The sequence below is a fragment of the Sinorhizobium alkalisoli genome, from assembly GCF_008932245.1.
GTDB classification, from domain to species: Bacteria; Pseudomonadota; Alphaproteobacteria; order Rhizobiales; family Rhizobiaceae; genus Sinorhizobium; species Sinorhizobium alkalisoli.
The window spans coordinates 1,270,445-1,291,444 of record NZ_CP034909.1; the positions used below are offsets into that span (position 1 = coordinate 1,270,445).

The window sequence follows — 21,000 nt, forward strand, 5'->3', positions numbered from 1 at the left end:
TTTGCTCGAATGGCGCGGCAGCCATGCCGCGCCCGTTCTTTTTCAGCGAAGCTGTGCATGAAGGGCGAAGACACGGTTTGCCGCTTCGCGCTCGCACCAGAGGGCACTATGATTCTCGCATGAGCGAATCAAAAGCATTTATCTCCGGCTGCAAAGGCTTGGTCCTGACGGCGGAAGAGCGCAGCTTCTTCGCCGATGAGCGTCCGTGGGGCTTCATTCTCTTCGGGCGCAATATCGGCGAGCGCTCGCAGATTTGCGATCTGGTTGCCGCCTTGCGCGACAGCGTCGGCAATTCGACGGCTCCTGTCCTCATCGATCAGGAAGGCGGGCGCGTGCAGCGCATCCGGCCGCCGCTCGTGCCGCAATATCCGAACGGCGCGGCGATCGGCGAGCTCTATCGGCGCGACAAGGATCTCGGGCTGCGGGTTGCCTGGCTCCTCGGCCGCCTCCATGCCTTCGATCTGACGTCTTTCGGCATCACGGTCGATTGCCTGCCCGTTCTCGATGTGCCGGTGCCGGGGAGCCATGATGTCATCGGCAACCGCGCCTATGGTCATGATCCCGAGACCGTGACGGCCATCGGGCGGGCCCTGGCCGAGGGGTTGAAAGCCGGCGGCATGTTGCCGGTGATGAAACACATGCCCGGCCACGGCCGGACGCTGGTGGATTCGCATCACAGCCTGCCTGTCGTCAATTCCAGTCTGGAGGTGCTGACGGCGAGCGACTTCCTGCCCTTCGTCGCCATGAAGGACGAAGCGATGGCCATGTCGGCGCATATGGTGTTCACGGCGATCGATCCCGACAATCCGGCCACGACATCGCCGAAAGTCGTGCAGGAGATCATCCGGGGTCATATTGGCTTCGACGGCCTGCTGATGTCGGACGACGTCTCGATGAATGCGCTTGCCGGTGACATGAACGCGCGGGCGCGGGCGATTATCGACGCGGGCCTCGATCTCATCTTGCATTGTCACGGTATTATGGAAGAAATGAAGTCCGTCGCAGACGCCGTGCCGATACTCACCGGCGATCGGTTGCGGCGGGCGAATGCGGCGGAGGCGGCCTTCCGGGAACCGGACAATTCGGATGAGGAGGCGCTGCGCTCCGAGTTCGACGGGATGTTCGCCTTGGCTTGATAGGGGCGTATCCGGCTCGACTGGGCCATGAGTCCCTTCGGGCGCGCAAGGGACGCTGTAGCTCCTATGGCAGAGGTGGCGTCGGCGGGCGCTGAAAGGGCGTGGTGGTGACGGGTTCGGGAGAAAGGCAGGGACAGCCCCAGGCAAAGGCGCCAATGGATCCCCTTTGGCAGGAGGACTCTGCCGACCGCGGCCTGCATGAGGAGGCGCTCGTCGTCGACCTTGCGGGCTTCGAAGGGCCGCTCGACCTGCTCCTGCACCTTGCCCGGAGCCAGCGGGTCGATCTTTCCCGCATCTCTGTCCTGGCTCTGGCCGAGCAATATATCGCCTTCATCGAGCGGGCCCGCTCCATCCGCATCGAGCTTGCGGCCGATTACCTGGTGATGGCCGCCTGGCTCGCCTATCTCAAGTCACGACTGCTGATCCCGCAGCAGACGAGGGAGGAGGGGCCATCCGGTGAGGAGATGGCTTCTGCGCTGGCTTTCCGGCTGAAGCGGCTGGAGGCGATGCGCGACGCGGCAACGAGGCTCGTCAATCGCAACCGCCTCGGTCGCGATGTCTTCGCGCGTGGAGCGCCCGAACACATCGTTGCCGAGAAGAAGTCCGGCTATGACGCTTCGCTCTACGACCTGCTAAGCGCCTATGCCACATTGAGGCAGCGCCAGTCGACGACCCAGGTGACGATAGAGAAGCGTCATGTCTGGTCGCTTTCGGATGCGCGCCTGATCCTTGCCCGCCTGGTGGGCGGTCTCGACGATTGGACGGCGCTCGACCAGTTTCTCATCCGTTACATGACAAGTCCGAAGGAGCGGGCGACCGTGATTGCAAGTTCCTTCGCCGCATCCTTGGAAATGGTGCGGGAGGGAAGGCTCGAAATCCGGCAGGAGAGTGCCTTCGCTCCTATTTATCTGCGGCGCGGGCCAAATCCGATCGATGCCGCGACCCTGGCGGAGATGGAGGCGGCGCGTGGCTGAGGCGCAAAGATACTTGCCCGGGATGCCCGACGACGAGGAAGCGATCGATGAGGTATTCATCGATCCGGGGCTGGAGCAGGAGGCAGAGCGGATCGCGGAGGCGCTTGTCTTTGCCTCGGCCCAGCCGGTTTCGGAAAGCTATATCGCCAGCCGCATCCCGCGCGGGGTCGACGTCGGGCGGCTGATGTCCCGGCTGAAGACAGCCTATGCCGCTCGCGGCGTCAATCTCGTTCAGGTCGCCGACCATTGGGCCTTCCGCACCGCCGCCGACCTCTCCTTCGTTGTCCAGACGGATGAGCAGGAGGTCAAGAAACTGTCCCGAGCCGCACTCGAAGTCCTGGCGATCATCGCCTATCACCAGCCGGTGACGCGAGCCGAAATCGAAGACATTCGTGGCGTACAGACCTCGAAGGGCACGCTCGACGTGCTGATGGAGGCTGGCTGGGTGCGGTTTCGCGGCCGCAGGCGCACGCCCGGCCGACCGGTGACATTCGGGACGACGCGCGACTTCCTCGATCATTTCGGGTTCGAGGAGATCCGCGATCTTCCGGGCATGGAGGAATTGAAGGGGGCAGGACTCCTCTCCGGGCGCGTACCCTCCAACCTGCATATTCCCGTTCCTGCGGGGGAGGACGAGTTTTCCGACAACGAGGATCCCATCACCCAAATGGACCTCGAGGAACTCGGCCTCTTGACTCCGAAGGCAGAAGAAGACGATTAAAAATCCTGAGTAAGGATATCGGCTTTAAGGCTCGGGTACGCGGTTCGACCGAGTGCCTTCGGGTCAGGGAATGCAGACCATGGTTTCAGATTCGCTCAGCGGCACCGTCGCAACGACAAGGCGGCCTGGAGTGTCGTTCGCGGCGAGCCTTGCTTTCGAGAACATCAGCCACCGCTATCACTCCAAGGATACGATCAAGGGCGTGTCGCTGAAGGCCGAGGCTGGCGAGGTGCTCTGTCTGCTCGGTCCCTCCGGGTCCGGCAAGACGACCTTGCTTCGGATCGCCGCGGGAATAGAGATGCAGACGGGCGGGCGCCTCCTCCTGAACGGTCGGGAGATATCGGGGCCGAGCGTGTTTCTTCCCCCGGAAAGGCGCGGCGTCGGGCTGATGTTCCAGGATTTTGCCCTCTTCCCGCACATGAGCATCCGCGACAACGTCTGCTTCGGACTGACCGCGCTGCCGAAGAAGGAAGCGCTCATTCAGGCCGAGGCGGCTCTCGACCGCGTCGGTTTGCTGCACTATGCCGACCGCTATCCGCATGTACTCTCGGGTGGCGAGCAGCAGCGGGTGGCGCTCGCCCGAGCGCTTGCCCCGCGACCGGCGGTAATGCTGATGGATGAACCCTTCTCCGGCCTCGATTCCCGGCTCAAGGACTCCATTCGCGCCGACACTCTTGCAATTCTTCGTGAAACCCGCGCGACGGCGATCGTCGTGACGCATGACGCAGAAGAGGCGATGCGAATGGCCGACCGGATCGCGCTGCTGAAGGATGGCAGCCTTGTCCAGGTCGGAACCGCCGACGAAATCTATCGCAGGCCGCGTGATCTCTTCACTGCCGGTTTCTTCTCCGAGATCAATGTTTTCGATGCGCGCGTGCGCGGCGGTCTCGTCGAGACGCCGCTTGGGACGGTGCCCGCGGGGCAATTCGGCGAAGGGCAGCCTCTGAGTGTTGCCGTCAGGCTCTCCGGTGTTCAGCTGCAGGAAGAGGGTGGGGCGATCCCCGCGCGTATTGTCTCGCGGCGGTTCCTGGGTGTCGTCGAACTCCTCGAACTTGCAGTTCCTCAGTCGGAGCGCACCGTTCGGGCACGCATACGCGCCGACCTGTTGCCGCAAGGATTGCGTGACGTCACGCTTTGCGTTAACGAGCGCGACATATTGGTGTTTGAAAAAGACACCGCGACATCCTAGGTTCCGTCTAGGACTACAGCGCCCCGCGTCTTAATGGACGCGCGAAGGTCGCTGTAGCACTTTGAATCGCTGCATGTCTTTGTCCTTTGATCGAGGTCGATTAAAGGATACATGCAGTAGGCGCGCGTTTCGGCCCGCCTGAAAAATGACAACGTGATGGCCTTGAATATGCAGGGCATCGAGGGAGTAAGTGGATGGGTTCCTTTAGCATCTGGCACTGGCTGATCGTCCTAGTCGTCGTGCTGCTGTTGTTTGGCCGTGGCAAGATTCCGGAACTGATGGGCGATCTGGCCAAGGGCATCAAGAGCTTCAAGAAGGGCATGAGCGACGACGACGCCGTTGCGGCCGACAAGCCGATCGACGGCAAGACCGTCGAGCACAAGTCCGACGAAGTCCGCTAACGATCGGTACATGGGCGGAATATCGGGTGCGTAGCCGCGCCCGATAGGCCGCATTGCGAGTTTGTAGGACGCGTCGGATGCTTGATATCGGCTGGACCGAGCTTGTCGTCATTGCAATTGTCTTGATCGTCGTCGTTGGTCCGAAGGATCTTCCGCCGATGCTGCGGGCCTTCGGACGAATGACGTCGAAAATGCGCGGCATGGCCGGCGATTTCCGGCGACAGTTCGACGAAGCATTGCGCGAGGCCGATCTCGACGACGTCCGTCGGACGATAAGCGATGCCCAAAGCCTTAATCCGACGACCGCGCTGCGGGACGCGATGAACCCGCTGCGGCAGCTCGGCAACGAGATCAAGTCCGATCTGCAGAAGGCCGCAACGCCCGATAAGGCCGCGCAAACCGCACCGGAGTCGGGCACTGTGCCGGCGAATACGTCCATGCCAGCTGTGGAACCGGGAGAGGCGGTCGCAGCGACCGCAGCCGAAACTGCACCGGGCGAGACGGAGCGTTCGGCACCGGCGACGCAGGCGGCCGACGCGAAGCCGAAGCGCGCAGCCAAGCCCAAAGCCGAGCCGAATACGCTCGTGGCAGCAAAGCCGGCACCGAAAAGAGCCTCCGCTGCGGCGGCGGCGAAGAAGTCAACGGCAAGGAAACTGGCTGCCGGTTCGGCCGAGGTCGAAGCGAAGAGTGGAAAGACGCGAGCGGCTTCGCGCAAGAAAGGTGACGCATGAGCGGCGATATGGAGGACCGGCCGCAGCCGCTGATGGAGCACCTGATCGAACTGCGCGCGCGGTTGATGTGGGCGATTGGAGCGTTCTTCGTCGCCTTCCTCGTCTGCTTCTATTTCGCCAAGGGATTGTTCAACCTGCTCGTCCTGCCGTTCAAGTGGGCCGTGAGCTGGGCCGGGCTCAGCCATCGCAATATCGAGTTGATCTACACCGCGCCGCAGGAGTTCTTTTTCACCCAGATCAAGGTCGCGATGTTCGGCGCGCTGGTCATCGCCTTTCCGGTCATTGCCTCGCAGATCTACAAGTTCGTCGCGCCGGGGCTCTACAAGAACGAGCGGGCGGCCTTCCTGCCGTTCCTGATCGCTTCGCCGGTCCTGTTCCTGATCGGCGGCGCGCTTGTCTATTTCTTTTTCACGCCGATGGTGATGTGGTTCTTCCTGGCGATGGAGCAGGGCGGTGGCGAAGGGGAGGTGTCGATCCAGCTCCTGCCGAAGGTCTCGGAATATCTGAGCCTGATCATGTCGCTGGTGCTCGCCTTCGGCCTCGTATTCCAGTTGCCGGTCATCACGACGCTGCTCGCGCGCGTCGGCTTCGTCACTGCGGATGGGCTGGCCGCGAAGCGGAAATATGCAATCGTCATCGCCTTCGTAGTTGCTGCGGTTCTGACCCCGCCGGATCCCGTTTCGCAGATCGGTCTTGCGCTACCAGCCATCCTTCTCTACGAAATTTCCATCTATACGGCGCGACTCGTCGAGAAGAAGCGAGCAGCCGAAGCCCTCTCGACCGAGTTGGCTTCTTCGCAGGAAGGTTCCTCCGAGACGGCTGGCCCTGCCAAGGGCTGACCCGTCCGACGATTCCGCGCCGCGTCCTGCAGCAACCGTGCCCGTTCGTACACGCGCCGGTCGTTGTGGCACTTTGAAATCGCTGCTGGCTTTTCGCCTGGACCGAGGCGGTCCCAGGACTGGCGGCACCAACGCGTGGAACGACTATGCTCGATATCAAATGGATCCGTGAGAATGCTGCCATGCTCGACGACGCCCTGCTAAAGCGGGGTGCGGAGCCATTGTCGGCGTCTCTGATTGAGCTTGATGAACGCCGCCGCGCCATCCTTTCCTCGCTGCAGGAAATGCAAGCGCGCCGCAACGCTGCCTCGAAGGAAATCGGCGCGGCCATGGCGCAGAAGAACGGCGAGCTCGCTGAGAAGCTCAAGGCCGAGGTCGCAGAGCTGAAGAACGCCCTGCCCGCGGCAGAGGACGAGAGCCGCCGGCTGGAGGCCGAACTGACGGATGCCCTGTCGCGCATCCCGAACATCCCGCTCGAGGACGTTCCGGTCGGCCCCGACGAAACCGCCAATGTGGTGACGCGGGTCGTCGGCTCAAAGCCGCAATGGAACCATAAGCCGTTCGAGCATTTCGAGGTCGGCGAAGCGCTCGGCTTTATGGATTTCGAAGGCGCGGCGCGCATAGCCGGCGCACGTTTCACCATTCTTAGGGGCCAGCTTGCGCGCCTCGAGCGTGCGCTCGGACAATTCATGCTCGACCTGCATACGCAGGAGCATGGCTACACCGAAGTTCAGCCGCCGCTCCTCGTCAGAGACGACGCGATGTATGGAACGGGTCAATTGCCGAAATTCGCGGAAGACCTCTTCCGGACGACCGATGGACGTTGGTTGATTCCGACGGCGGAGGTGCCGCTGACGAACATGGTCCGCGAGCAAATCCTGGAGAAGCTGCCGTTGCGCTTCACTGCATTGACGCCCTGCTTCCGCTCGGAGGCCGGTTCTGCCGGGCGCGACACCCGCGGCATGTTGCGTCAACATCAGTTCAACAAGGTCGAGCTGGTTTCGATCACCGATGCCGAAAGCTCAATCGACGAACACGAGCGGATGACGGCTTGCGCCGAGGAAGTGTTGAAGCGGCTCGGACTGCATTATCGCGTGATGACGCTCTGCACGGGCGACATGGGCTTCGGCGCGCGCAAGACCTATGACCTCGAGGTCTGGCTGCCGGGGCAGGACACCTATCGCGAAATCTCGTCCTGCTCGGTCTGCGGCGACTTCCAGGCGCGGCGGATGAACGCGCGCTATCGCCTGAAGGAGGACAGGGCAACGAAATTCGTCCACACGCTCAACGGTTCGGGCGTGGCGGTGGGGCGTGCTCTGATCGCAGTCATCGAAAACTATCTCAATGAGGACGGTTCCGTGACGGTACCGGACGTTCTCGTGCCCTATATGGGCGGGTTGCAGCGGATCGAAAAGGCCGCGTAAGGCACGCGGGGCGAGCGAGAGAGGCGGCATGCGCATCCTGCTGACGAATGATGACGGCATCCATGCCGAGGGGCTCTCCGTCCTGGAACGGATTGCGCAATCGATTTCGGACGACGTCTGGGTCGTCGCCCCGGAAGTGGACCAGAGCGGCCTTGCGCACTCGTTGACGCTTTCGGAGCCGCTGCGCCTGCGCCAGGTCGCCGAGCGGCGCTTCGCGCTTCGGGGAACGCCAACCGATTGCGTGATCATGGCGTCGAGAAAGATCCTGGACCGCAAGCCGGACCTCGTTCTCTCGGGCGTCAATGTGGGGGCAAATCTCGCCGACGACGTCACCTATTCCGGCACGGTCGCCGGGGCGATAGAAGGGACGCTGCAGGGCGTTCGCTCGATGGCGCTGAGCCAGGCCTATTCCCACTCAGTCGGGGCGACGGTGCCCTGGGACGTGGTCGAGGCGCACGCGCCGGCGCTGATTGGCCGCTTGATGCGGGTCGACCTGCCGGACGGCACCTTGATCAATCTGAATTTCCCCAATTGCGCGCCGGATGCGGTTGCTGGCGTGGAGGTCACCTCGCAAGGCAAGCTCGAGATCGGGCTCAGCATCGACGAGCGCCTGGACGGCCGCGGCTTTCCCTATTTCTGGCTGCGCTTCGGCGAGCGCTCCGGCGACTTTCGCTCCGGCACCGACATTCGGGCCTTGCGCGACAACCGGATTTCGGTGACGCCGCTGAAGCTGGATATGACCGACTACACGGTTCAGGAGCGCATCGCCCGGGCATTGCTGAAAGGGACTGCTGCTTGAGCGGGCGTGTCGCGCAGCAGGAAGGGCTTGCGGCGATGGCACTTCGCCTCCGCGCAGCCGGCGTCGTGAACAACGACCTGCTGAAAGCCGTGGAGCAGACCCCGCGCGGCCTGTTCTGTCCGGCGCCCTATCAGGAGGACGTCTATTCCCGGCGACTGATCCCGCTTGATTGCGGCTCCTTCATGGAAGGATGCGATTTTGCGGTTCGGCTCATCCATTGCCTCAATGTCAAGCCGGGGCAGCGCGTGCTTGAAGTGGGCACTGGCAGCGGCTTTACCGCCGGTGTCATCGGGCGCCTCGCAGAGCGGGTGTTGACGATCGATCGCTATCAGACGCTGGTGGGGACCGCGCAGAAGAATCTCGAGAAAGCCGGCATCCGCAATGTCGTCGTGCGACATGCGGACGGCAGCGTCGGGGCGCCGGGCGAGGGCACCTTCGACCGCATTCTCATCACTGCCGCTTTCGACAGTCTGCCGCGCATGTATTCCGATCACCTCGTATCGGGCGGCACCTTGCTGGTGCCGATCATGATGAACGAAACGCGGTGCCGCATCGTTCGCGTCAACCGCACGGGCAGCCGCTTCGATCGGGAGGACCTGTTCGAAGCACCTTACCTCCCGATCGTCCCGCAGCTGGCATCCTTCCTCTGAGCAGGTCGCGATGGCCGGCGCGTCGCAAACAGCTGATTCGCACAAGGCCAGCTTGCCCTCCAGCTCCTGCCTCAGGCCCCGAAAGCATTGTTCTCGATCAAGTGGTTAACCCTTTATTAACCCGCCTCCAGCTTCGCGCAAGCTTGTCGCCATAGCCCGGAAGGGCACGATGGTCGTGGCGCGCTTGAGCTGTGATTTCTGCGTTGTTCGTTTGGATCGTGCAGATGATGGAGACGGCAGATGCAGATTGCGAACAGGTTGACGGGCGCTGCGACGGGCGATGGTCTGAGTAATCTCGCCGGGCGGTCGGCGGACCAGGTCGGGACCACTGGCAAGGAAGATGCGAGCGCACAAGCGGCGCAGGCGGCATTTTTCGACCCGACGCCGCGCATCTCCCTTTCGGTCGATGCATTGCTTTATCTAAGCCGCACCAAGAAGACGCCGGAGAGGGCGCCGCCCTTGACCGCCGACGAGTGGAACAACCGGCTCTCTCCGCAACTAGCGGCACGGGAGCACCAGGCCTTCGGGAGGTTCGCCGATAGCGGCGATTACAGGGCCTATTACCGAGCCTTCATCGAGTACTACGATACTCTCCGGCCGGAGGATCAAAACAGCCTGCGCTATTTCGGTACGCGCGAAGCGTCGGTCGCGGGATTACGGTCGCTCGAATACGACGCCGAGAGCGGCCTCGATGGCGATTCAAGTTTCAAGAGGATCGTCAGCGTGTTTCTCGATGAGGACAAGACCGTCTCTTCGGCTGCTCCGCTCGATCCAGAGCCGGGCGACGAACGATTTTTGGGCTGGGATGCGTCCAATATCAGCTATGAGACGGAAACGCCGGAATCGCGATCGCTTTCGGAAATCGAGCGCCTCTATTCGGAACTCCTATAGGCCGATCAATCCCGCACGGCTCCGGCGCCGGGGCGGCATCATGGTTAGCGTTTCGTCAAATCGCCGCCGCCCTTAACCGGCCGGTAACTCTAATGCGCTTTAATCATTCCACAGCGAGTTGCGTTCGGAGTGGGTAAGCGTCATGCGTCAGTTTTCATCTCCCGGTGCAGGGAAGTCCTTGATCCGCCTGTGTGCGGCGGCCTTGTTGGCAAGCGCCGCGGCAGGCTGCAGCTCCGGTGTAAGCCGCTTCGATGGGCTCTTTTCAAGCTCCGACGCCCTGACGACAGGCTCGATCCCGCGCAATACGACTCCCGTTCCGCGAGGCGATATATCGGGCAGCCAGAGCGTCGCCCTCGGTCAGACTTATCCGGATGCCGGCGGAACCGGGTCCTACGGTCAGGTGCATGCCGTTGCCGCGCCGGTGTCGAGTGCCCGCGTAGCGTCGACGCCGATGAATGTACAGCGTACGGCCCTGGCCGAACCGGCGCCGGCCATTCCTCGCCAGGCGCCGGAGACCCCTGCCGCCCGCCAGCCGCAGCCAGTTCTCGCAAAAGCCGAACCGCTGCCGACCTCTTCCAGGGAGCGTTCCGGCAAGGGCGGCTGGAGCACGGAAAACGCACCAACGATCATGGTACGCCCGGGGGATACCGTAGCCGTACTGGCGCGCCGCTTCGGTGTACCGGAAAAGGAGATCCTGAAGGCCAATGGCCTGAATTCCGCCGGACAGGTGGAGCCGGGCCAGCGCCTCATCATTCCGAGCTTTGGCGGCGGAAGCAGCGCCGCGAAAGCGGCGGCGTCAAGTTCGATCGCCGATATCGAGGGTGGCAACAAGCAGCCATTGCCGCTGCCCGCTGGTCAGCGTGAAGTCGCGATCCTGCCGGGGCAATCGCAACTGCGCGAGAAGGGCGAGGAGCGCGCGAACGTTGCAAGCGGAAAGGTCGATGCTGCCGGCGAGGGCGGTGGCGCAGGTGGGCTCTACACAGTCAAGGCGGGCGACTCGCTCAACCGGATCGCCAAGGCGAATGGCGTGTCCGTCGCTGCCCTCAAGCAAGCGAATGGGCTGACGACCGAATCGATCCGCATTGGACAGAAGCTGAAAGTGCCGGGTGGCGCCGTCGCTGGCGACGCGACCGCTTCCGTTCCTTCGAAGAGGGCGGAAACGAAAGTGGCGTCGCTCGATCAGAGCAAGCCGACGGAATACAAGCCGCCTGTCGTCAAGGAGAGCGTTTCGGAGGCGGCAGCTAAGTCCGACGTCGACGCGGAGTCGCCGAAATCGACCGGAATCGGCAAATATCGCTGGCCCGTCCGCGGCGCGGTCGTTGCCGGCTATGGCGCGAATGTCGACGGCAATCGCAACGACGGCATCAATATCTCGGTGCCGGAAGGGACGCCGATCAAGGCGGCCGAAAACGGCGTGGTCATCTATTCCGGCAGCAGTCTGAAGGAACTCGGCAATGCCGTGCTGGTCCGCCACGACGATGGCACAGTCACCGTCTACGGCAATGCCTCGGAACTCAATGTTCAGCGGGGGCAGAAGGTCCAGCGGGGCCAGACGCTCGCTTCTTCGGGCATGACCGGGCGCGCCACCCAGCCGCAGGTGCATTTCGAAGTCCGCAAGAACGCGACACCGGTGAACCCGGCAACCTACCTGGAATAGCCGTAGCACTTTGAATTGCTGCGGGCCTTGTCCTTGAGCCGAAGCCTACTGAACGAACTTGCAGTAACTAGAAGGCGCGCCCCGTGTCCCACCGTCACGCGGGGTCGCGCAATGACCGGCGCAGACGCCCCGCAAGATCCTGAATGAACTGCCAGGCGACGCGGCCGGACCTTGCTCCCCTTGTCGTCGCCCACTCGAGCGCATCGGCGTGAAGGGTTTCCCGCTCGACAGGCAAATCGTAGTAGCGTGCGTAACCGTCGACCATGGCGAGATAGTCGTCCTGGCTGCATTTGTGAAATCCGAGCCAAAGGCCGAAGCGATCGGACAGGGAGACCTTTTCCTCGACGGCCTCGGAGGGGTTGATTGCGGTCGACTGCTCGTTTTCCATCATGTTGCGCGGCAGAAGGTGCCGGCGGTTCGACGTCGCGTAGAGCACGACATTGGCCGGGCGCCCTTCGACGCCGCCGTCCAGAACGGCCTTCAGGGACTTGTAGGACGTGTCGTCATGGTCGAAGGACAGATCGTCGCAGAAGACGATGACGGGCATCGGAGCAACCTTGAGGATTTCCATCAGGGCCGGCAGCGTCGCAATGTCTTCCCGGTGCACTTCGACGAGTTTCAGTCCGGCACCGGTGTTGCGGGCTACTTGCGCGTGGACGGCCTTGACGAGCGAAGACTTGCCCATGCCTCGCGCACCCCAGAGCAGCACGTTGTTTGCCGGATAGCCTTCGGCGAAGCGGAGCGTGTTGTCGAAAAGTATGTCGCGAACATGATCGACGCCGGTGATCAGCGCGAGCTCGATCCGATTCGGCTTTTCCACCGGCTGCAGATGACGGGTCGCCGGAGCCCAGACGAAGCATTCCGCGCGAGCCCAGTCGTTGACCGCTTCACCCGGACCGGCAATCCGCTCGAGGGCTGCGGAGAGCTTCTGTAATTCATTGATGAGGACGTCGATCTTGCTTTGGTGCATCTGCTCGTCTCCGGATCGCCGCGGGCGTAGCGCGGCCACTCGTCGGTGTGTCCCGTCACGCCGCCCTCGGTGGGTTCTTAGGAAGGCTGCTGGCGCGTTTTTCCTCGCTAGCACGGTGGTTTGCGCTGGAAAAGCCCGGGCGCGCGTGCGCGAGGGGTTCTCCTATCGCGCAATTTGTGTCAGAGGCAGGAGCAACGGAGCAGGGTACCGACTTTATTGTCGTGAAATCATTTCCCATATTCCGGCGGATTTCGCGCGGGAGAGCAACCGCGCAGCTGAACTCAAGGAGTGATCGATGTTCATTACCGAAGCTTTCGCGCAGACGACTGCCCCGGCCGCTGGGGGCGCCGATATCCTGATGTCCATCCTGCCGTTCATCCTGATTTTCGTCGTGATGTACTTCCTGATCATCCGGCCGCAGCGCGCCCAGATGAAGCGTCGCGAAGAGCTCTTGAAGAACATTCGCCGGGGCGATCAGGTGGTCACCGGTGGCGGCATCGTCGGCAAGGTGACGAAGGTCGTCGACGATTCGGAACTCGAGGTCGAGATTGCCGAGGGCCTCAAGGTGCGTGTCGTGCGCAGCGGTATTTCCGAGGTCCGCGTCAAGGGCGAACCCGTCAAGGAATAAGAGACGGCGCGAGCCCTGACCAGTTGCTGCATATGGTTTCTGACGAGTATGCAGCAATCTTCGCGCGTCTTAAGGACGCGCGGCGTCCTGGGCCTGGCGATGGAGCATTCGACGCATGCCCAAATTCTCGCCGCTGAAGAACGCCGTTATCTGGCTCGTCGTTCTGGCCGGTTTTGCCTTCGCACTGCCGAACTTCCTCCCGAAGGAGCAGCTTGCCGGTTGGCCGAACTGGCTGCCGCATCGCCAGGTCCCGCTAGGGCTCGATCTGCAAGGCGGTGTTGACATCACGCTGAAGGTCAGCCGCGACGACATCGTGGCCGAGCAACTGGATGCGACCATCGATGCGATCAGCCGGGCACTGAGGGCGGCGGATATCGGTTATGCGCGCCTTTCCGGAAGCGGTCAGGCCATTCAGTTTCGGCTTCGCGACGCCGCGAAGCTGCAGGACGCACGCGAAGCCCTGCGCGCATTGACGGCGCCGGACGATGAGGCTGAACTTGCCGCGGAGCCATCGACGGCGGCGGGATCTCTGCGCTTCCGCCTGAGAGATGAGGCTATCGATCGCCGCTTGGCCGAGGCGGTGTCGCACGCCGTCGAAGCTATTCGCCGACGTGTTGGCGAGGTCGTCGCCCTCGAGCCCTCAATCGCGCGCCGCGGCGCAGACCGCATCAGGGTGCAGGTGCCGGGATTGGATAACCCGCAACGGCTCAAGGATGTTTTGAGCCAGCGCGGGAAGGTCAGCTTCCACTGGCTCGATCTGTCGATGCCGGCTGAGCAGGCGGTCGATCAGCGTCCGCCGGCATCGTCCGAAGTTCTTTACTCGCTCGACGATCCGCCGATCCCCTACCTCGTCGAAAGGCGCTCGCTTGTCGGTCCCGAGGACTTTCTCTCGGCGCAGCCGGTGTCTGATCCATCAAGCGGGGAGCCCGCCGTCGACGTCACCCTCAAGCCAGAGGCCCTGTCCCGGATTGCACCGACGCTGCAGGCGGATGCGGAGCGGCAGTTCGCAATCGTGCTCGACGGCCAGGTCATGTCGACGCCCACCATCGCCGATGCGTTCAGCGGGGATACGGTCCGTATCGCAGGCGCAATGTCGGAAGAGGGGGCGAACGACCTCGCCGCAGTGCTGCGGGCGGGCCCGCTGCCCGTTTCTCTCACGGTCATCGAGGAACGCACCGTTGGGCCCGAGTTCGGCATGGATGCCATCGAAAGCGGTCTTGAGGCAGGATTGATCGCTGCGCTGGCCGTTGCGGCTTGCATGGTCGGCTTCTACGGGTTTTTCGGAGTCGTCGCCGTGGCGGCGCTCGTCGTCAACCTCGTGCTGATCATCGCCGCCCTGTCCCAGCTGGGCGTGACGCTGACATTGCCCGGAATTGCGGGAATCATTCTTACGGTCGGAATGGCAGTCGACTCGAACGTGCTCATCTATGAGCGGCTGCGGGAGGAGGCGCGCAACAGCAGCGAACCATTGCGGCAAACGCTCGACAATGGCTTTTCGCGTGTGTTGAGAAGCATTTTCGACGCAAATCTCTCGATATTCGCCGCCGGGGCCATTCTCTTCCTCCTCGGTGCCGGCGCCGTGCGCGGTTTTGCGGCCACGCTTGCCATCGGCAGCATCACCACAATTCTGACGGCGCACAGCCTCACGCGTCGCCTCATTCGCGGCTGGTATCGGCGCCGCCGGCCGCGGCACCTGCCGAGAGGCATTCGCACGGGCTTTTTCGCTGAAGCCGATATGCGCTTCATGGCGATCCGCAACCCGGTTTTCATTTTGATGGCGGCGCTTTCGCTCTCGGCGCTCGTCGTCCTCGTCGGCGTTGGCCTTAACATGGGTGCCGACTTCAAGGGCGGTTCGCTTGTCGAACTGCGTGCGAAGACGGATGCCGCAGACATCGCCGGTATTCGCGCGCGTCTCGACGAACTGAATCTCGGCGACGCCCGCATCCAGCCGCTCGGCTCTCCGCGTGACGTTCTCGTGCGCATTCCTTCGCACGAAGCTGGCGACAATGCCGAACAAACCGCGGTCGATCTGCTGCGTGCCGAACTCCAGGATGATTATCTGCTTCGGCGCGTGGATGTGGTCGGGCCGGCGGTTTCCGGGGAGTTGACGCGCGCGGGAACGCTTGCGGTCGCAGCCGCGATGCTGGCCGTCGTCCTTTACGTCTGGCTCCGCTTCGGTTGGCAGTTCGCCACCGGCGCCATCGTCGCAGTGTTCTGCGACGTGCTCCTCAGTGTGGGTTTCCTCGCCGTCACGGGGGTGGAATTCAGCCTCGTGAGTCTTGCCGCGCTGCTTACGATCGTCTGCTATTCGCTGAACGATACGATGGTAGTCTACGACCGCATCCGCGAGAATCTCGTGCGCTACCGCAGGATGCCGCTTTCGGTCTTGATCGACACGTCGATCAATCAGACCCTTTCCCGTACCGTTCTGACGGCCTTGACGACGGCGCTGGCGCTTGCCGCCCTCTACCTCTTTGGCGGCAGTCGTCTTGTCGAATCCTTCAGCGCGATCCTCCTTTTCGGCGTGCTTGTCGGCACTCTCTCCTCGATCTATATCGCGGGGCCGGTGCTCATTCTCTTCGGCCGCCGCAACATTGGGCTCGATAGCGAGTTGGGAGAGCCGGAAGGGACGCGGGAACAGACAGCAAAGGGTGCACCCTGACATGGCAAAAGGCATTGAAATGCGCGAAGCGCATTTTCCGGGGCGCGCGCCGATTGATGCCTACGGCAATGGCGGTTTCCGTTTCGCGGACATGTCGCACCGTGGCTCGGTGCTGATGCTGCCTTCCGGCGTCTACGCCTGGGACATGGTGGAGGGCGATCCGCTGGTGATCGCCAAATTCCAGCGCATTCTGCAAGAGGCGCACGAAATCGAAGTGCTGCTCGTCGGTACGGGGCGCGAGATCCGGCCTTTGCCCGCGGATCTGAAGGCGGTTCTCAAGGCCGCCAATATTTCCTCGGATCCCATGAATACCGGTGCGGCGGTCAGGACCTACAACGTCATGTTGGCAGAATCGCGTGCCGTCGCCGCGGCGCTGATCGCAGTTTGACGAGCGAAGGAAGTCCAAGCCGTGCAACCGCCTGATGCCCAGATTCTCGCAATGCTGCGGGATACGGACCGCGATCGCTACCTGGCCTGCCTCCTCTCGGCCCAGGAGAAACGGCATGCCCTGGCGGCTCTCTACGCTTTCTACGCAGAGATTGCGCGGGTTCGCGACGTCATTCGCGAACCCCTGCCAGGAGAAATCAGGCTGCAATGGTGGCGCGACGTATTGGGCAATGAGCAGTCGACAGGCGAGGGGCATCCGATCGCCGAAGCACTGCTTGCCTGCATCCGTGAACATCGCCTGCCGGTCGCCGTTCTGCAGAACATGATCGACGCGCGGATTTTCGATCTCTATGACGATCCCATGGAGGACCGGTCGGCTTTGGAGGGCTATGCGGGCGAAACGGCATCGGCGTTGATCCAGCTCGCGTCCCTGATCCTCGATCCCGAGAATGCAGCCGCTTCGGCGGAAGCGGCCGGCCATGCCGGCGTTGCCCAGACGATTGCCGGCCTGCTGCTGCTCTTGCCGCTGCACAGTCGGCGCGGACAGGTCTATTTCCCGGGGGAGATCCTGAGTGCGACGGGCCTCGACAGGGAGACGCTGCTCGAGGGGCGCGACGAGGACGCGATCGGCAGGGCCGTGCAGGCGTTCTGCGGTCTCGGCCGTGATCATCTGATGAAGGCCCGCGGCAGCATGGGATCGATTTCTCCGCGGAACTTCGCGGCGTTCACTCCGATCGCCCTGGCCGAACCGGTCTTCTCCCGCGCCGAGGCGGCGGCAGGGGGCATCCTCAAGCAGTCCATTCAACCGCCGCAGTGGCAGCGGCAATGGTGGATGTGGAGGGCTAGTCGGCGGCGGCACTTCTAAGCAGACAATCGTGGGTTTCTGACGATTGTCTGCTTGGATTCCATAGGACAGCGCCGCAGGTCGACGTCGATTTAGGCGATGTACACTGGTCAAGTTGGCGCAAGTCTGAAGCGGTAGAACACCGAACTATAGATCCCGCCTGGAAGAGGCTCGCGACAATGCTGTGGTTGCTGTTCATCGCTTTGGTTGTTTGCGCCGGCGCATTCTATATGCGGATGAATGCGCGCGCGGAGCGCGACGTCGCCAACCCGGATGCGGGCTTGGCAATGGTGGAATTCGGCCGAGCCTTCCCGGACGAGGCAATCCGGGCCCTGCACTCGACCATCGACGGCAGGGCAATCTTCCTGCGTCTGCACGACGGCAAGGCCGGCTTCATCCAGTCTCACGGCTCGCATTATGTCTGCCATGTCATTCAGCCGGGAAAGGTGCGGGTGAATGGCTCCGAAAGCGGCCGGGGGCTGATCGCGCACTTCCCGGATTTCGCCTACCTGGACAACAGCTTCGAATTTCGGACGGCCGCGGAGGCCGCCGAGGTCTCGCTGTGGCTGCTCGGCAGCTTCAGTCCTCAATCGGAGTTCGCATCCTCCTTAGATGCGGCTGAATCGGCACGGGCTCGGGAGTGAGCTTCAAAAGGCTGCGCCGAGCCAGGCCGCGCAATCGGCGAGCGCACGCGACGCCGTCGCCTGCTTCTTGGCCAGCGCCTTTTCCTTGCCGCGGAATCGCTTGGCTCCTTCGGGCCTGGTCAGCGCGCCGGGCTCCAGAGGGGGGAACAGCCCGAAATTGACGTTCATCGGCTGGAATGAGCGCTTGCCTGGCTCGTCGTCGGAAACGATGTGGCCGCCTGTGATGTGGTTCAGGAGCGAGCCGAAGGCAGTGGTGGCTGGCGGCAATGACGGTGCTTCACCCTTGCGCTCCGCTGCGGCGAAGCGGCCCGCGAGCAGCCCGATGCTGGCACTCTCCACATAGCCCTCGCAGCCGGTGATCTGCCCGGCGAAGCGAAGGCCCGGGCGAGATTTCAGCGCCAGCGACCCGTCGAGCAGTGTCGGCGAGTTGATGTAGGTGTTGCGGTGCAGACCGCCGAGCCTGGCGAATTCAGCCTTCTCAAGGCCCGGAATCATCCGGAAGACCTCCGTCTGGGCGCCATATTTCAGCTTCGTCTGGAAGCCGACCATGTTGTAGAGGGTTCCGAGCGCATTATCCTGGCGCAACTGGACGACGGCATAGGGCTTGACGCCGGGATTATGCGCATTGGTGAGGCCCATCGGCTTCATCGGTCCGTGACGCAGCGTTTCCCGCCCTCGCTCGGCCATGACCTCGATCGGCAGGCAGCCATCGAAATACGGAGTGCCTTCCCATTCCTTGAAGCCGGTCGTATCGCTGGCAAGCAGCGCATCGACGAAGGCATTGTACTGCTCCTCGGTCATGGGGCAGTTGATATAGTCCTTGCCCGTGCCGCCCGGGCCGACTTTGTCGTAGCGCGATTGATGCCAGCAGATATCCATGTCGATCGTGTCCGTGTGGACGATCGGGGCGATGGCGTCGAAAAAGGCGAGCGCATCGGCGCCCGTTTCCTGGCGGATTGCTTCTGCGAGACCGGGCGCGGTCAGCGGCCCGGTGGCGATTATTGCGAGATCCCACTCCCTCGGCGGCAAGCCGGTTACTTCTTCGCGCAGCACCGTGATCAGTGGGTGGGCTTGGATAGCCGCACTGACGGCGGCGGAGAAGCCCTCGCGATCGACGGCAAGCGCCCCGCCGGCCGGCACCTGATTGCTGTCGGCTGCCCGCATGATCAGCGAGCCCGCCAGGCGCATTTCGGCATGCAGCACGCCGACCGCATTGCTGGTGGCGTCATCGGAGCGGAAAGAGTTCGAACAGACGAGTTCGGCGAGGCCATCGGTCTTATGCGCGTCGGTGCCGCGCACGCCGCGCATTTCATGCAAGACGACCGGCACGCCGGCTTCGGCGATCTGCCAAGCGGCTTCGGAGCCGGCAAGTCCGCCGCCGATGACATGGATGGGAGAAAGAGAGGAGGAAGTCGTTTTCATGCGCGGCTTCCTACCATAGCCCTTCCTCGGTTCCAATTGGCGAAGAAACGAAACGGCGCCCGAAGGCGCCGTTTTGGTGGGTTTGAAGGCTTGCTTCCAACTCAGCGGAAGGAGCGGGCCGCAATGTTGCGGATATCATAGCGGGTGATACCGATGTCGTTGAGAGCGTGGTTCGACAGGCCGCCCAGTTCGGCGACGGTACGGCGGTAGTTGATCCAGCTTTTTGCGATACGAAGGGGGTTCATGGTCGTTTTCCTCAAGATCTGTTCGCGACAGTGATTGTCTGCGTCGTTGAGGTTCTTATACGCTTGTCTAATGGGAAGATGGAGTGCAAAGAAGATGCATCTGCTATGCATTTGTGCACTGCATCGCCGAATTCCTGTGCAAAGGTCCCGGCGGCTCGAAAATGCATCACCGGTATTCCGTTGAGGGATGATGCCGCTCTGACCGTAACGTTCTGGTTTTCTTGGATTTCGGAAACGTCGCATACGTCCCGCCGGATGCCGCGGGGAGGTGCGCGGGGGCGGATCAACGAGCCTTCGCAGGTGCGAGGTAGGGGCTGATCCTTTGACGGGGGCCAGATGAAAAAAAACGCCCGCCGGCAGGAGCCGGTAGGCGTTTTTCGATGCCGTCGTCGGCCGCGAAGCTGCAGCGCCGCACGTTCACGTGCAAAGGTCGCTGTAAGCGCATCGGCCCGAGAATCGTACCCGATCCTCGGAAAGCTCGATGCGCAGATTACTTGACGGCCTGGCGCGCGACGTAGGGGATGTCGGCGCGGCCGATGCCGAGGTCGTTCAGCTCGCGGTCGCTCATGCGGCCGAGTTCGGTGCAGGTCTGACGATACTTGCGCCAGTTGTTGAAAGAACGTGCGAAGTTCATGATGCTTTCCTTTCCAAGGTCTTGCCAGCGCTTTCTTGCCGGCCCTCATCTCATGGTTGGAATATAATCGATTTGGACTTCGAAAACAGAGCCGATGCTGCATCGCACCCATGCGCGTTATGCATCCCTCTTTCCGCCGTTTACTCACCCTTGATCTTCCGTTCCGGGCGGTGGATATCCGCCCGGAGGACTGACGAGACCTTCGACACGCAGCAAAAAAGCAACGCCCGCCGGGGGAGGAGATCCGGCGGGCGCTGCCTATCCTGATTGACAACTGGGAGGAGGAGTGTTGCCAATCCGTCCGGGAGCGCTGGGAGGAGGAGGACGCTTCCCGATCGTTGATTGGAGATAGGCGCGAGCCCCTGATTTGTGTAGGGCGCAGGTTGAATGGCACCTATGCGCCAATCGCATACCGGCGTCGTATTCTCCCGCGCAACTGCTCCGATATTGCGCATTCGGGCAACTGGCGGCGTGAAGGGGAGATCGACATTCGCAGGTGCAAAAATAACGCCCGCCGGGGGAGGAGGTCCGGCGGGCGTCATATGGGCGATTGGCAACCGGGAGGAGGAGTGTTGCCAATCTTATCGATACGACGCCGGGAGGAGGATGACGTCGCGTCGAATTCCTTCGAGCTCATGCTCGGGTCTTATTGGTTGACGGGAGACCAATCCGCGGCTTCCTGGCTCATAACCTTGGTCGCCTTCGATGGTTCCAATATAGCGAGCGCGGGCCGATTTGTGCAGTGCAATATCAACATGGAAGATATGCGCCCTGCGCAGACCGTTGTCAGTAGGTCTTCAGGAGGCAGGGGGACATCTCGGGCGGCCGCCGACCAACGGTCCGCGGGCGAGGCTTTAGTGCTCAGCTGCAAAAGTGGTGCCCGGTGAGGGACTCGAACCCCCATGCTCGCGCGCTTGGACCTAAACCAAGTGTGTCTACCAATTCCACCAACCGGGCAGGCAAGGTGTTGCTCAAGCCTGTAGAACAATGACGGCCCTTTTGGCAAGCCTGGTGGCGTCTGCCTGCAAGCGGGCGTGGCGGAGGCAAGCACGCTCGCAACGGGAGTGCGCGGGCCGCCCTCCAGGATTTGCGGCTTCAGCACCGCGATCGTGCCGGAAATGCTTGCCATTCGCGGGCCAACGGGTGTATTTG

21 protein-coding genes and 1 tRNA gene are annotated in these 21,000 nt (G+C 62.6%); 17 read left to right on the plus strand and 5 right to left on the minus strand.

Going from position 1 to position 21,000, the window contains the following annotated elements; all coding sequences use genetic code 11:
- The first annotated feature begins 119 nt into the window (after positions 1-119).
- From nagZ to EKH55_RS06335, 12 genes are all read left to right on the plus strand, one after another.
- Entirely contained in the window at positions 120-1,136 is a 1,017-nt protein-coding gene (gene nagZ / locus EKH55_RS06280) for a beta-N-acetylhexosaminidase (protein WP_151611177.1), read from the plus strand.
- A 155-nt stretch (positions 1,137-1,291) separates the two neighbouring features.
- Positions 1,292-2,110 carry a segregation and condensation protein A gene (locus EKH55_RS06285; RefSeq protein WP_151611178.1) on the plus strand — a complete coding sequence of 273 codons (819 nt, stop codon included), beginning with the start codon at positions 1,292-1,294 and terminating at the stop codon, positions 2,108-2,110.
- The gene (gene scpB / locus EKH55_RS06290) at positions 2,103-2,831 is read left to right on the plus strand and encodes an SMC-Scp complex subunit ScpB (RefSeq protein WP_106407792.1); all 729 of its coding nucleotides are present in this window, start codon (positions 2,103-2,105) and stop codon (positions 2,829-2,831) included. The genes EKH55_RS06285 and scpB overlap by 8 nt, the downstream gene beginning before the upstream one ends.
- Positions 2,832-2,910: 79 nt before the next feature.
- Positions 2,911-4,020 carry an ABC transporter ATP-binding protein gene (locus EKH55_RS06295; RefSeq protein ID WP_151611179.1) on the plus strand — a complete coding sequence of 370 codons (1,110 nt, stop codon included), beginning with the start codon at positions 2,911-2,913 and terminating at the stop codon, positions 4,018-4,020.
- A 194-nt stretch (positions 4,021-4,214) separates the two neighbouring features.
- Entirely contained in the window at positions 4,215-4,421 is a 207-nt protein-coding gene (locus EKH55_RS06300; RefSeq protein WP_069457789.1) for a twin-arginine translocase TatA/TatE family subunit, read from the plus strand.
- 77 nt (positions 4,422-4,498) lie between these two features.
- On the plus strand, positions 4,499-5,152 hold the full coding sequence (gene tatB, locus EKH55_RS06305) for a Sec-independent protein translocase protein TatB (protein WP_069457788.1): 654 nt from the start codon (positions 4,499-4,501) through the stop codon (positions 5,150-5,152).
- The gene (tatC, locus tag EKH55_RS06310; RefSeq protein WP_069457787.1) at positions 5,149-5,991 is read left to right on the plus strand and encodes a twin-arginine translocase subunit TatC; all 843 of its coding nucleotides are present in this window, start codon (positions 5,149-5,151) and stop codon (positions 5,989-5,991) included. Before tatB ends, tatC begins: the two co-directional genes overlap by 4 nt.
- 146 nt (positions 5,992-6,137) lie before the next feature.
- Positions 6,138-7,415: a serine--tRNA ligase gene (gene serS, locus EKH55_RS06315; protein ID WP_069457786.1), complete on the plus strand. Its 1,278-nt coding sequence runs from the start codon at positions 6,138-6,140 to the stop codon at positions 7,413-7,415.
- 28 nt (positions 7,416-7,443) lie between these two features.
- Complete coding sequence (gene surE, locus EKH55_RS06320) at positions 7,444-8,214, plus strand: 5'/3'-nucleotidase SurE (RefSeq protein WP_151611180.1); 771 nt, start codon at positions 7,444-7,446, stop codon at positions 8,212-8,214.
- Positions 8,211-8,864, plus strand: a complete 654-nt coding sequence (locus tag EKH55_RS06325; RefSeq protein ID WP_151611181.1) for a protein-L-isoaspartate(D-aspartate) O-methyltransferase — start codon at positions 8,211-8,213, stop codon at positions 8,862-8,864. Before surE ends, EKH55_RS06325 begins: the two co-directional genes overlap by 4 nt.
- A gap of 240 nt (positions 8,865-9,104) precedes the next feature.
- Positions 9,105-9,755: a biotin biosynthesis protein BioC gene (locus EKH55_RS06330; RefSeq protein WP_069457783.1), complete on the plus strand. Its 651-nt coding sequence runs from the start codon at positions 9,105-9,107 to the stop codon at positions 9,753-9,755.
- A 142-nt stretch (positions 9,756-9,897) separates the two neighbouring features.
- A complete protein-coding gene (locus EKH55_RS06335; protein WP_151611182.1) occupies positions 9,898-11,412 on the plus strand; it encodes a LysM peptidoglycan-binding domain-containing M23 family metallopeptidase in 1,515 nt (504 codons plus the stop codon).
- Positions 11,413-11,506: 94 nt separating this feature from the next.
- Here the strand turns inward: EKH55_RS06335 and EKH55_RS06340 are convergent, their stop codons facing one another.
- Entirely contained in the window at positions 11,507-12,382 is an 876-nt protein-coding gene (locus EKH55_RS06340) for an ATP-binding protein (RefSeq protein WP_069457781.1), read from the minus strand.
- 295 nt (positions 12,383-12,677) lie between these two features.
- Between EKH55_RS06340 and yajC the strand changes: the two genes are divergently transcribed.
- The 5 genes from yajC to EKH55_RS06365 all read left to right on the plus strand — a co-directional run bounded on the left by yajC (position 12,678) and on the right by EKH55_RS06365 (position 17,547).
- On the plus strand, positions 12,678-13,010 hold the full coding sequence (gene yajC, locus EKH55_RS06345) for a preprotein translocase subunit YajC (RefSeq protein WP_069457780.1): 333 nt from the start codon (positions 12,678-12,680) through the stop codon (positions 13,008-13,010).
- A 115-nt stretch (positions 13,011-13,125) separates the two neighbouring features.
- The gene (gene secDF, locus EKH55_RS06350; protein ID WP_069457779.1) at positions 13,126-15,672 is read left to right on the plus strand and encodes a protein translocase subunit SecDF; all 2,547 of its coding nucleotides are present in this window, start codon (positions 13,126-13,128) and stop codon (positions 15,670-15,672) included.
- 1 nt (position 15,673) lies between these two features.
- Positions 15,674-16,060, plus strand: coding sequence for an Mth938-like domain-containing protein (locus tag EKH55_RS06355; RefSeq protein ID WP_069457778.1), 387 nt, complete (start codon positions 15,674-15,676; stop codon positions 16,058-16,060).
- Positions 16,061-16,081: 21 nt separating this feature from the next.
- Positions 16,082-16,924, plus strand: a complete 843-nt coding sequence (locus EKH55_RS06360) for a phytoene/squalene synthase family protein (protein WP_069457777.1) — start codon at positions 16,082-16,084, stop codon at positions 16,922-16,924.
- 158 nt (positions 16,925-17,082) lie between these two features.
- Positions 17,083-17,547: a hypothetical protein gene (locus EKH55_RS06365; RefSeq protein WP_069457776.1), complete on the plus strand. Its 465-nt coding sequence runs from the start codon at positions 17,083-17,085 to the stop codon at positions 17,545-17,547.
- Between the two features lie 3 nt (positions 17,548-17,550).
- On the opposite strand, the gene trmFO is transcribed toward EKH55_RS06365, so the two are convergent.
- From trmFO to EKH55_RS06385, 4 genes are all read right to left on the minus strand, one after another.
- Positions 17,551-18,969: a methylenetetrahydrofolate--tRNA-(uracil(54)-C(5))-methyltransferase (FADH(2)-oxidizing) TrmFO gene (gene trmFO, locus EKH55_RS06370; RefSeq protein WP_069457775.1), complete on the minus strand. Its 1,419-nt coding sequence runs from the start codon at positions 18,967-18,969 to the stop codon at positions 17,551-17,553.
- Between the two features lie 101 nt (positions 18,970-19,070).
- Entirely contained in the window at positions 19,071-19,214 is a 144-nt protein-coding gene (locus EKH55_RS29675) for a DUF1127 domain-containing protein (protein WP_069457774.1), read from the minus strand.
- A 490-nt stretch (positions 19,215-19,704) separates the two neighbouring features.
- On the minus strand, positions 19,705-19,848 hold the full coding sequence (locus EKH55_RS06380) for a DUF1127 domain-containing protein (protein ID WP_069457773.1): 144 nt from the start codon (positions 19,846-19,848) through the stop codon (positions 19,705-19,707).
- A gap of 874 nt (positions 19,849-20,722) precedes the next feature.
- Positions 20,723-20,805 (minus strand) — tRNA-Leu (locus EKH55_RS06385).
- Between the last annotated feature and the right edge of the window lie 195 nt (positions 20,806-21,000).

What these genes read in the sequence shown, in the direction of transcription:
- EKH55_RS06300 (WP_069457789.1), top strand. Translation starts at nt 4,215, where the DNA reads ATGGGTTCCTTTAGCATCTGGCACTGGCTGATCGTCCTAGTCGTCGTG.
- tatC (WP_069457787.1), top strand. Translation starts at nt 5,149, where the DNA reads ATGAGCGGCGATATGGAGGACCGGCCGCAGCCGCTGATGGAGCACCTG.
- secDF (WP_069457779.1), top strand. Translation starts at nt 13,126, where the DNA reads ATGCCCAAATTCTCGCCGCTGAAGAACGCCGTTATCTGGCTCGTCGTT.
- EKH55_RS06380 (WP_069457773.1), bottom strand. Translation starts at nt 19,848, where the DNA reads ATGAACTTCGCACGTTCTTTCAACAACTGGCGCAAGTATCGTCAGACC.
- EKH55_RS06295 (WP_151611179.1), top strand. Translation starts at nt 2,911, where the DNA reads ATGGTTTCAGATTCGCTCAGCGGCACCGTCGCAACGACAAGGCGGCCT.
- nagZ (WP_151611177.1), top strand. Translation starts at nt 120, where the DNA reads ATGAGCGAATCAAAAGCATTTATCTCCGGCTGCAAAGGCTTGGTCCTG.
- EKH55_RS06335 (WP_151611182.1), top strand. Translation starts at nt 9,898, where the DNA reads ATGCGTCAGTTTTCATCTCCCGGTGCAGGGAAGTCCTTGATCCGCCTG.
- yajC (WP_069457780.1), top strand. Translation starts at nt 12,678, where the DNA reads ATGTTCATTACCGAAGCTTTCGCGCAGACGACTGCCCCGGCCGCTGGG.
- trmFO (WP_069457775.1), bottom strand. Translation starts at nt 18,969, where the DNA reads ATGAAAACGACTTCCTCCTCTCTTTCTCCCATCCATGTCATCGGCGGC.
- tatB (WP_069457788.1), top strand. Translation starts at nt 4,499, where the DNA reads ATGCTTGATATCGGCTGGACCGAGCTTGTCGTCATTGCAATTGTCTTG.
- EKH55_RS06355 (WP_069457778.1), top strand. Translation starts at nt 15,674, where the DNA reads ATGGCAAAAGGCATTGAAATGCGCGAAGCGCATTTTCCGGGGCGCGCG.
- EKH55_RS06340 (WP_069457781.1), bottom strand. Translation starts at nt 12,382, where the DNA reads ATGCACCAAAGCAAGATCGACGTCCTCATCAATGAATTACAGAAGCTC.
- surE (WP_151611180.1), top strand. Translation starts at nt 7,444, where the DNA reads ATGCGCATCCTGCTGACGAATGATGACGGCATCCATGCCGAGGGGCTC.
- EKH55_RS06365 (WP_069457776.1), top strand. Translation starts at nt 17,083, where the DNA reads ATGCTGTGGTTGCTGTTCATCGCTTTGGTTGTTTGCGCCGGCGCATTC.
- EKH55_RS29675 (WP_069457774.1), bottom strand. Translation starts at nt 19,214, where the DNA reads ATGAACCCCCTTCGTATCGCAAAAAGCTGGATCAACTACCGCCGTACC.
- EKH55_RS06285 (WP_151611178.1), top strand. Translation starts at nt 1,292, where the DNA reads ATGGATCCCCTTTGGCAGGAGGACTCTGCCGACCGCGGCCTGCATGAG.
- EKH55_RS06330 (WP_069457783.1), top strand. Translation starts at nt 9,105, where the DNA reads ATGCAGATTGCGAACAGGTTGACGGGCGCTGCGACGGGCGATGGTCTG.
- serS (WP_069457786.1), top strand. Translation starts at nt 6,138, where the DNA reads ATGCTCGATATCAAATGGATCCGTGAGAATGCTGCCATGCTCGACGAC.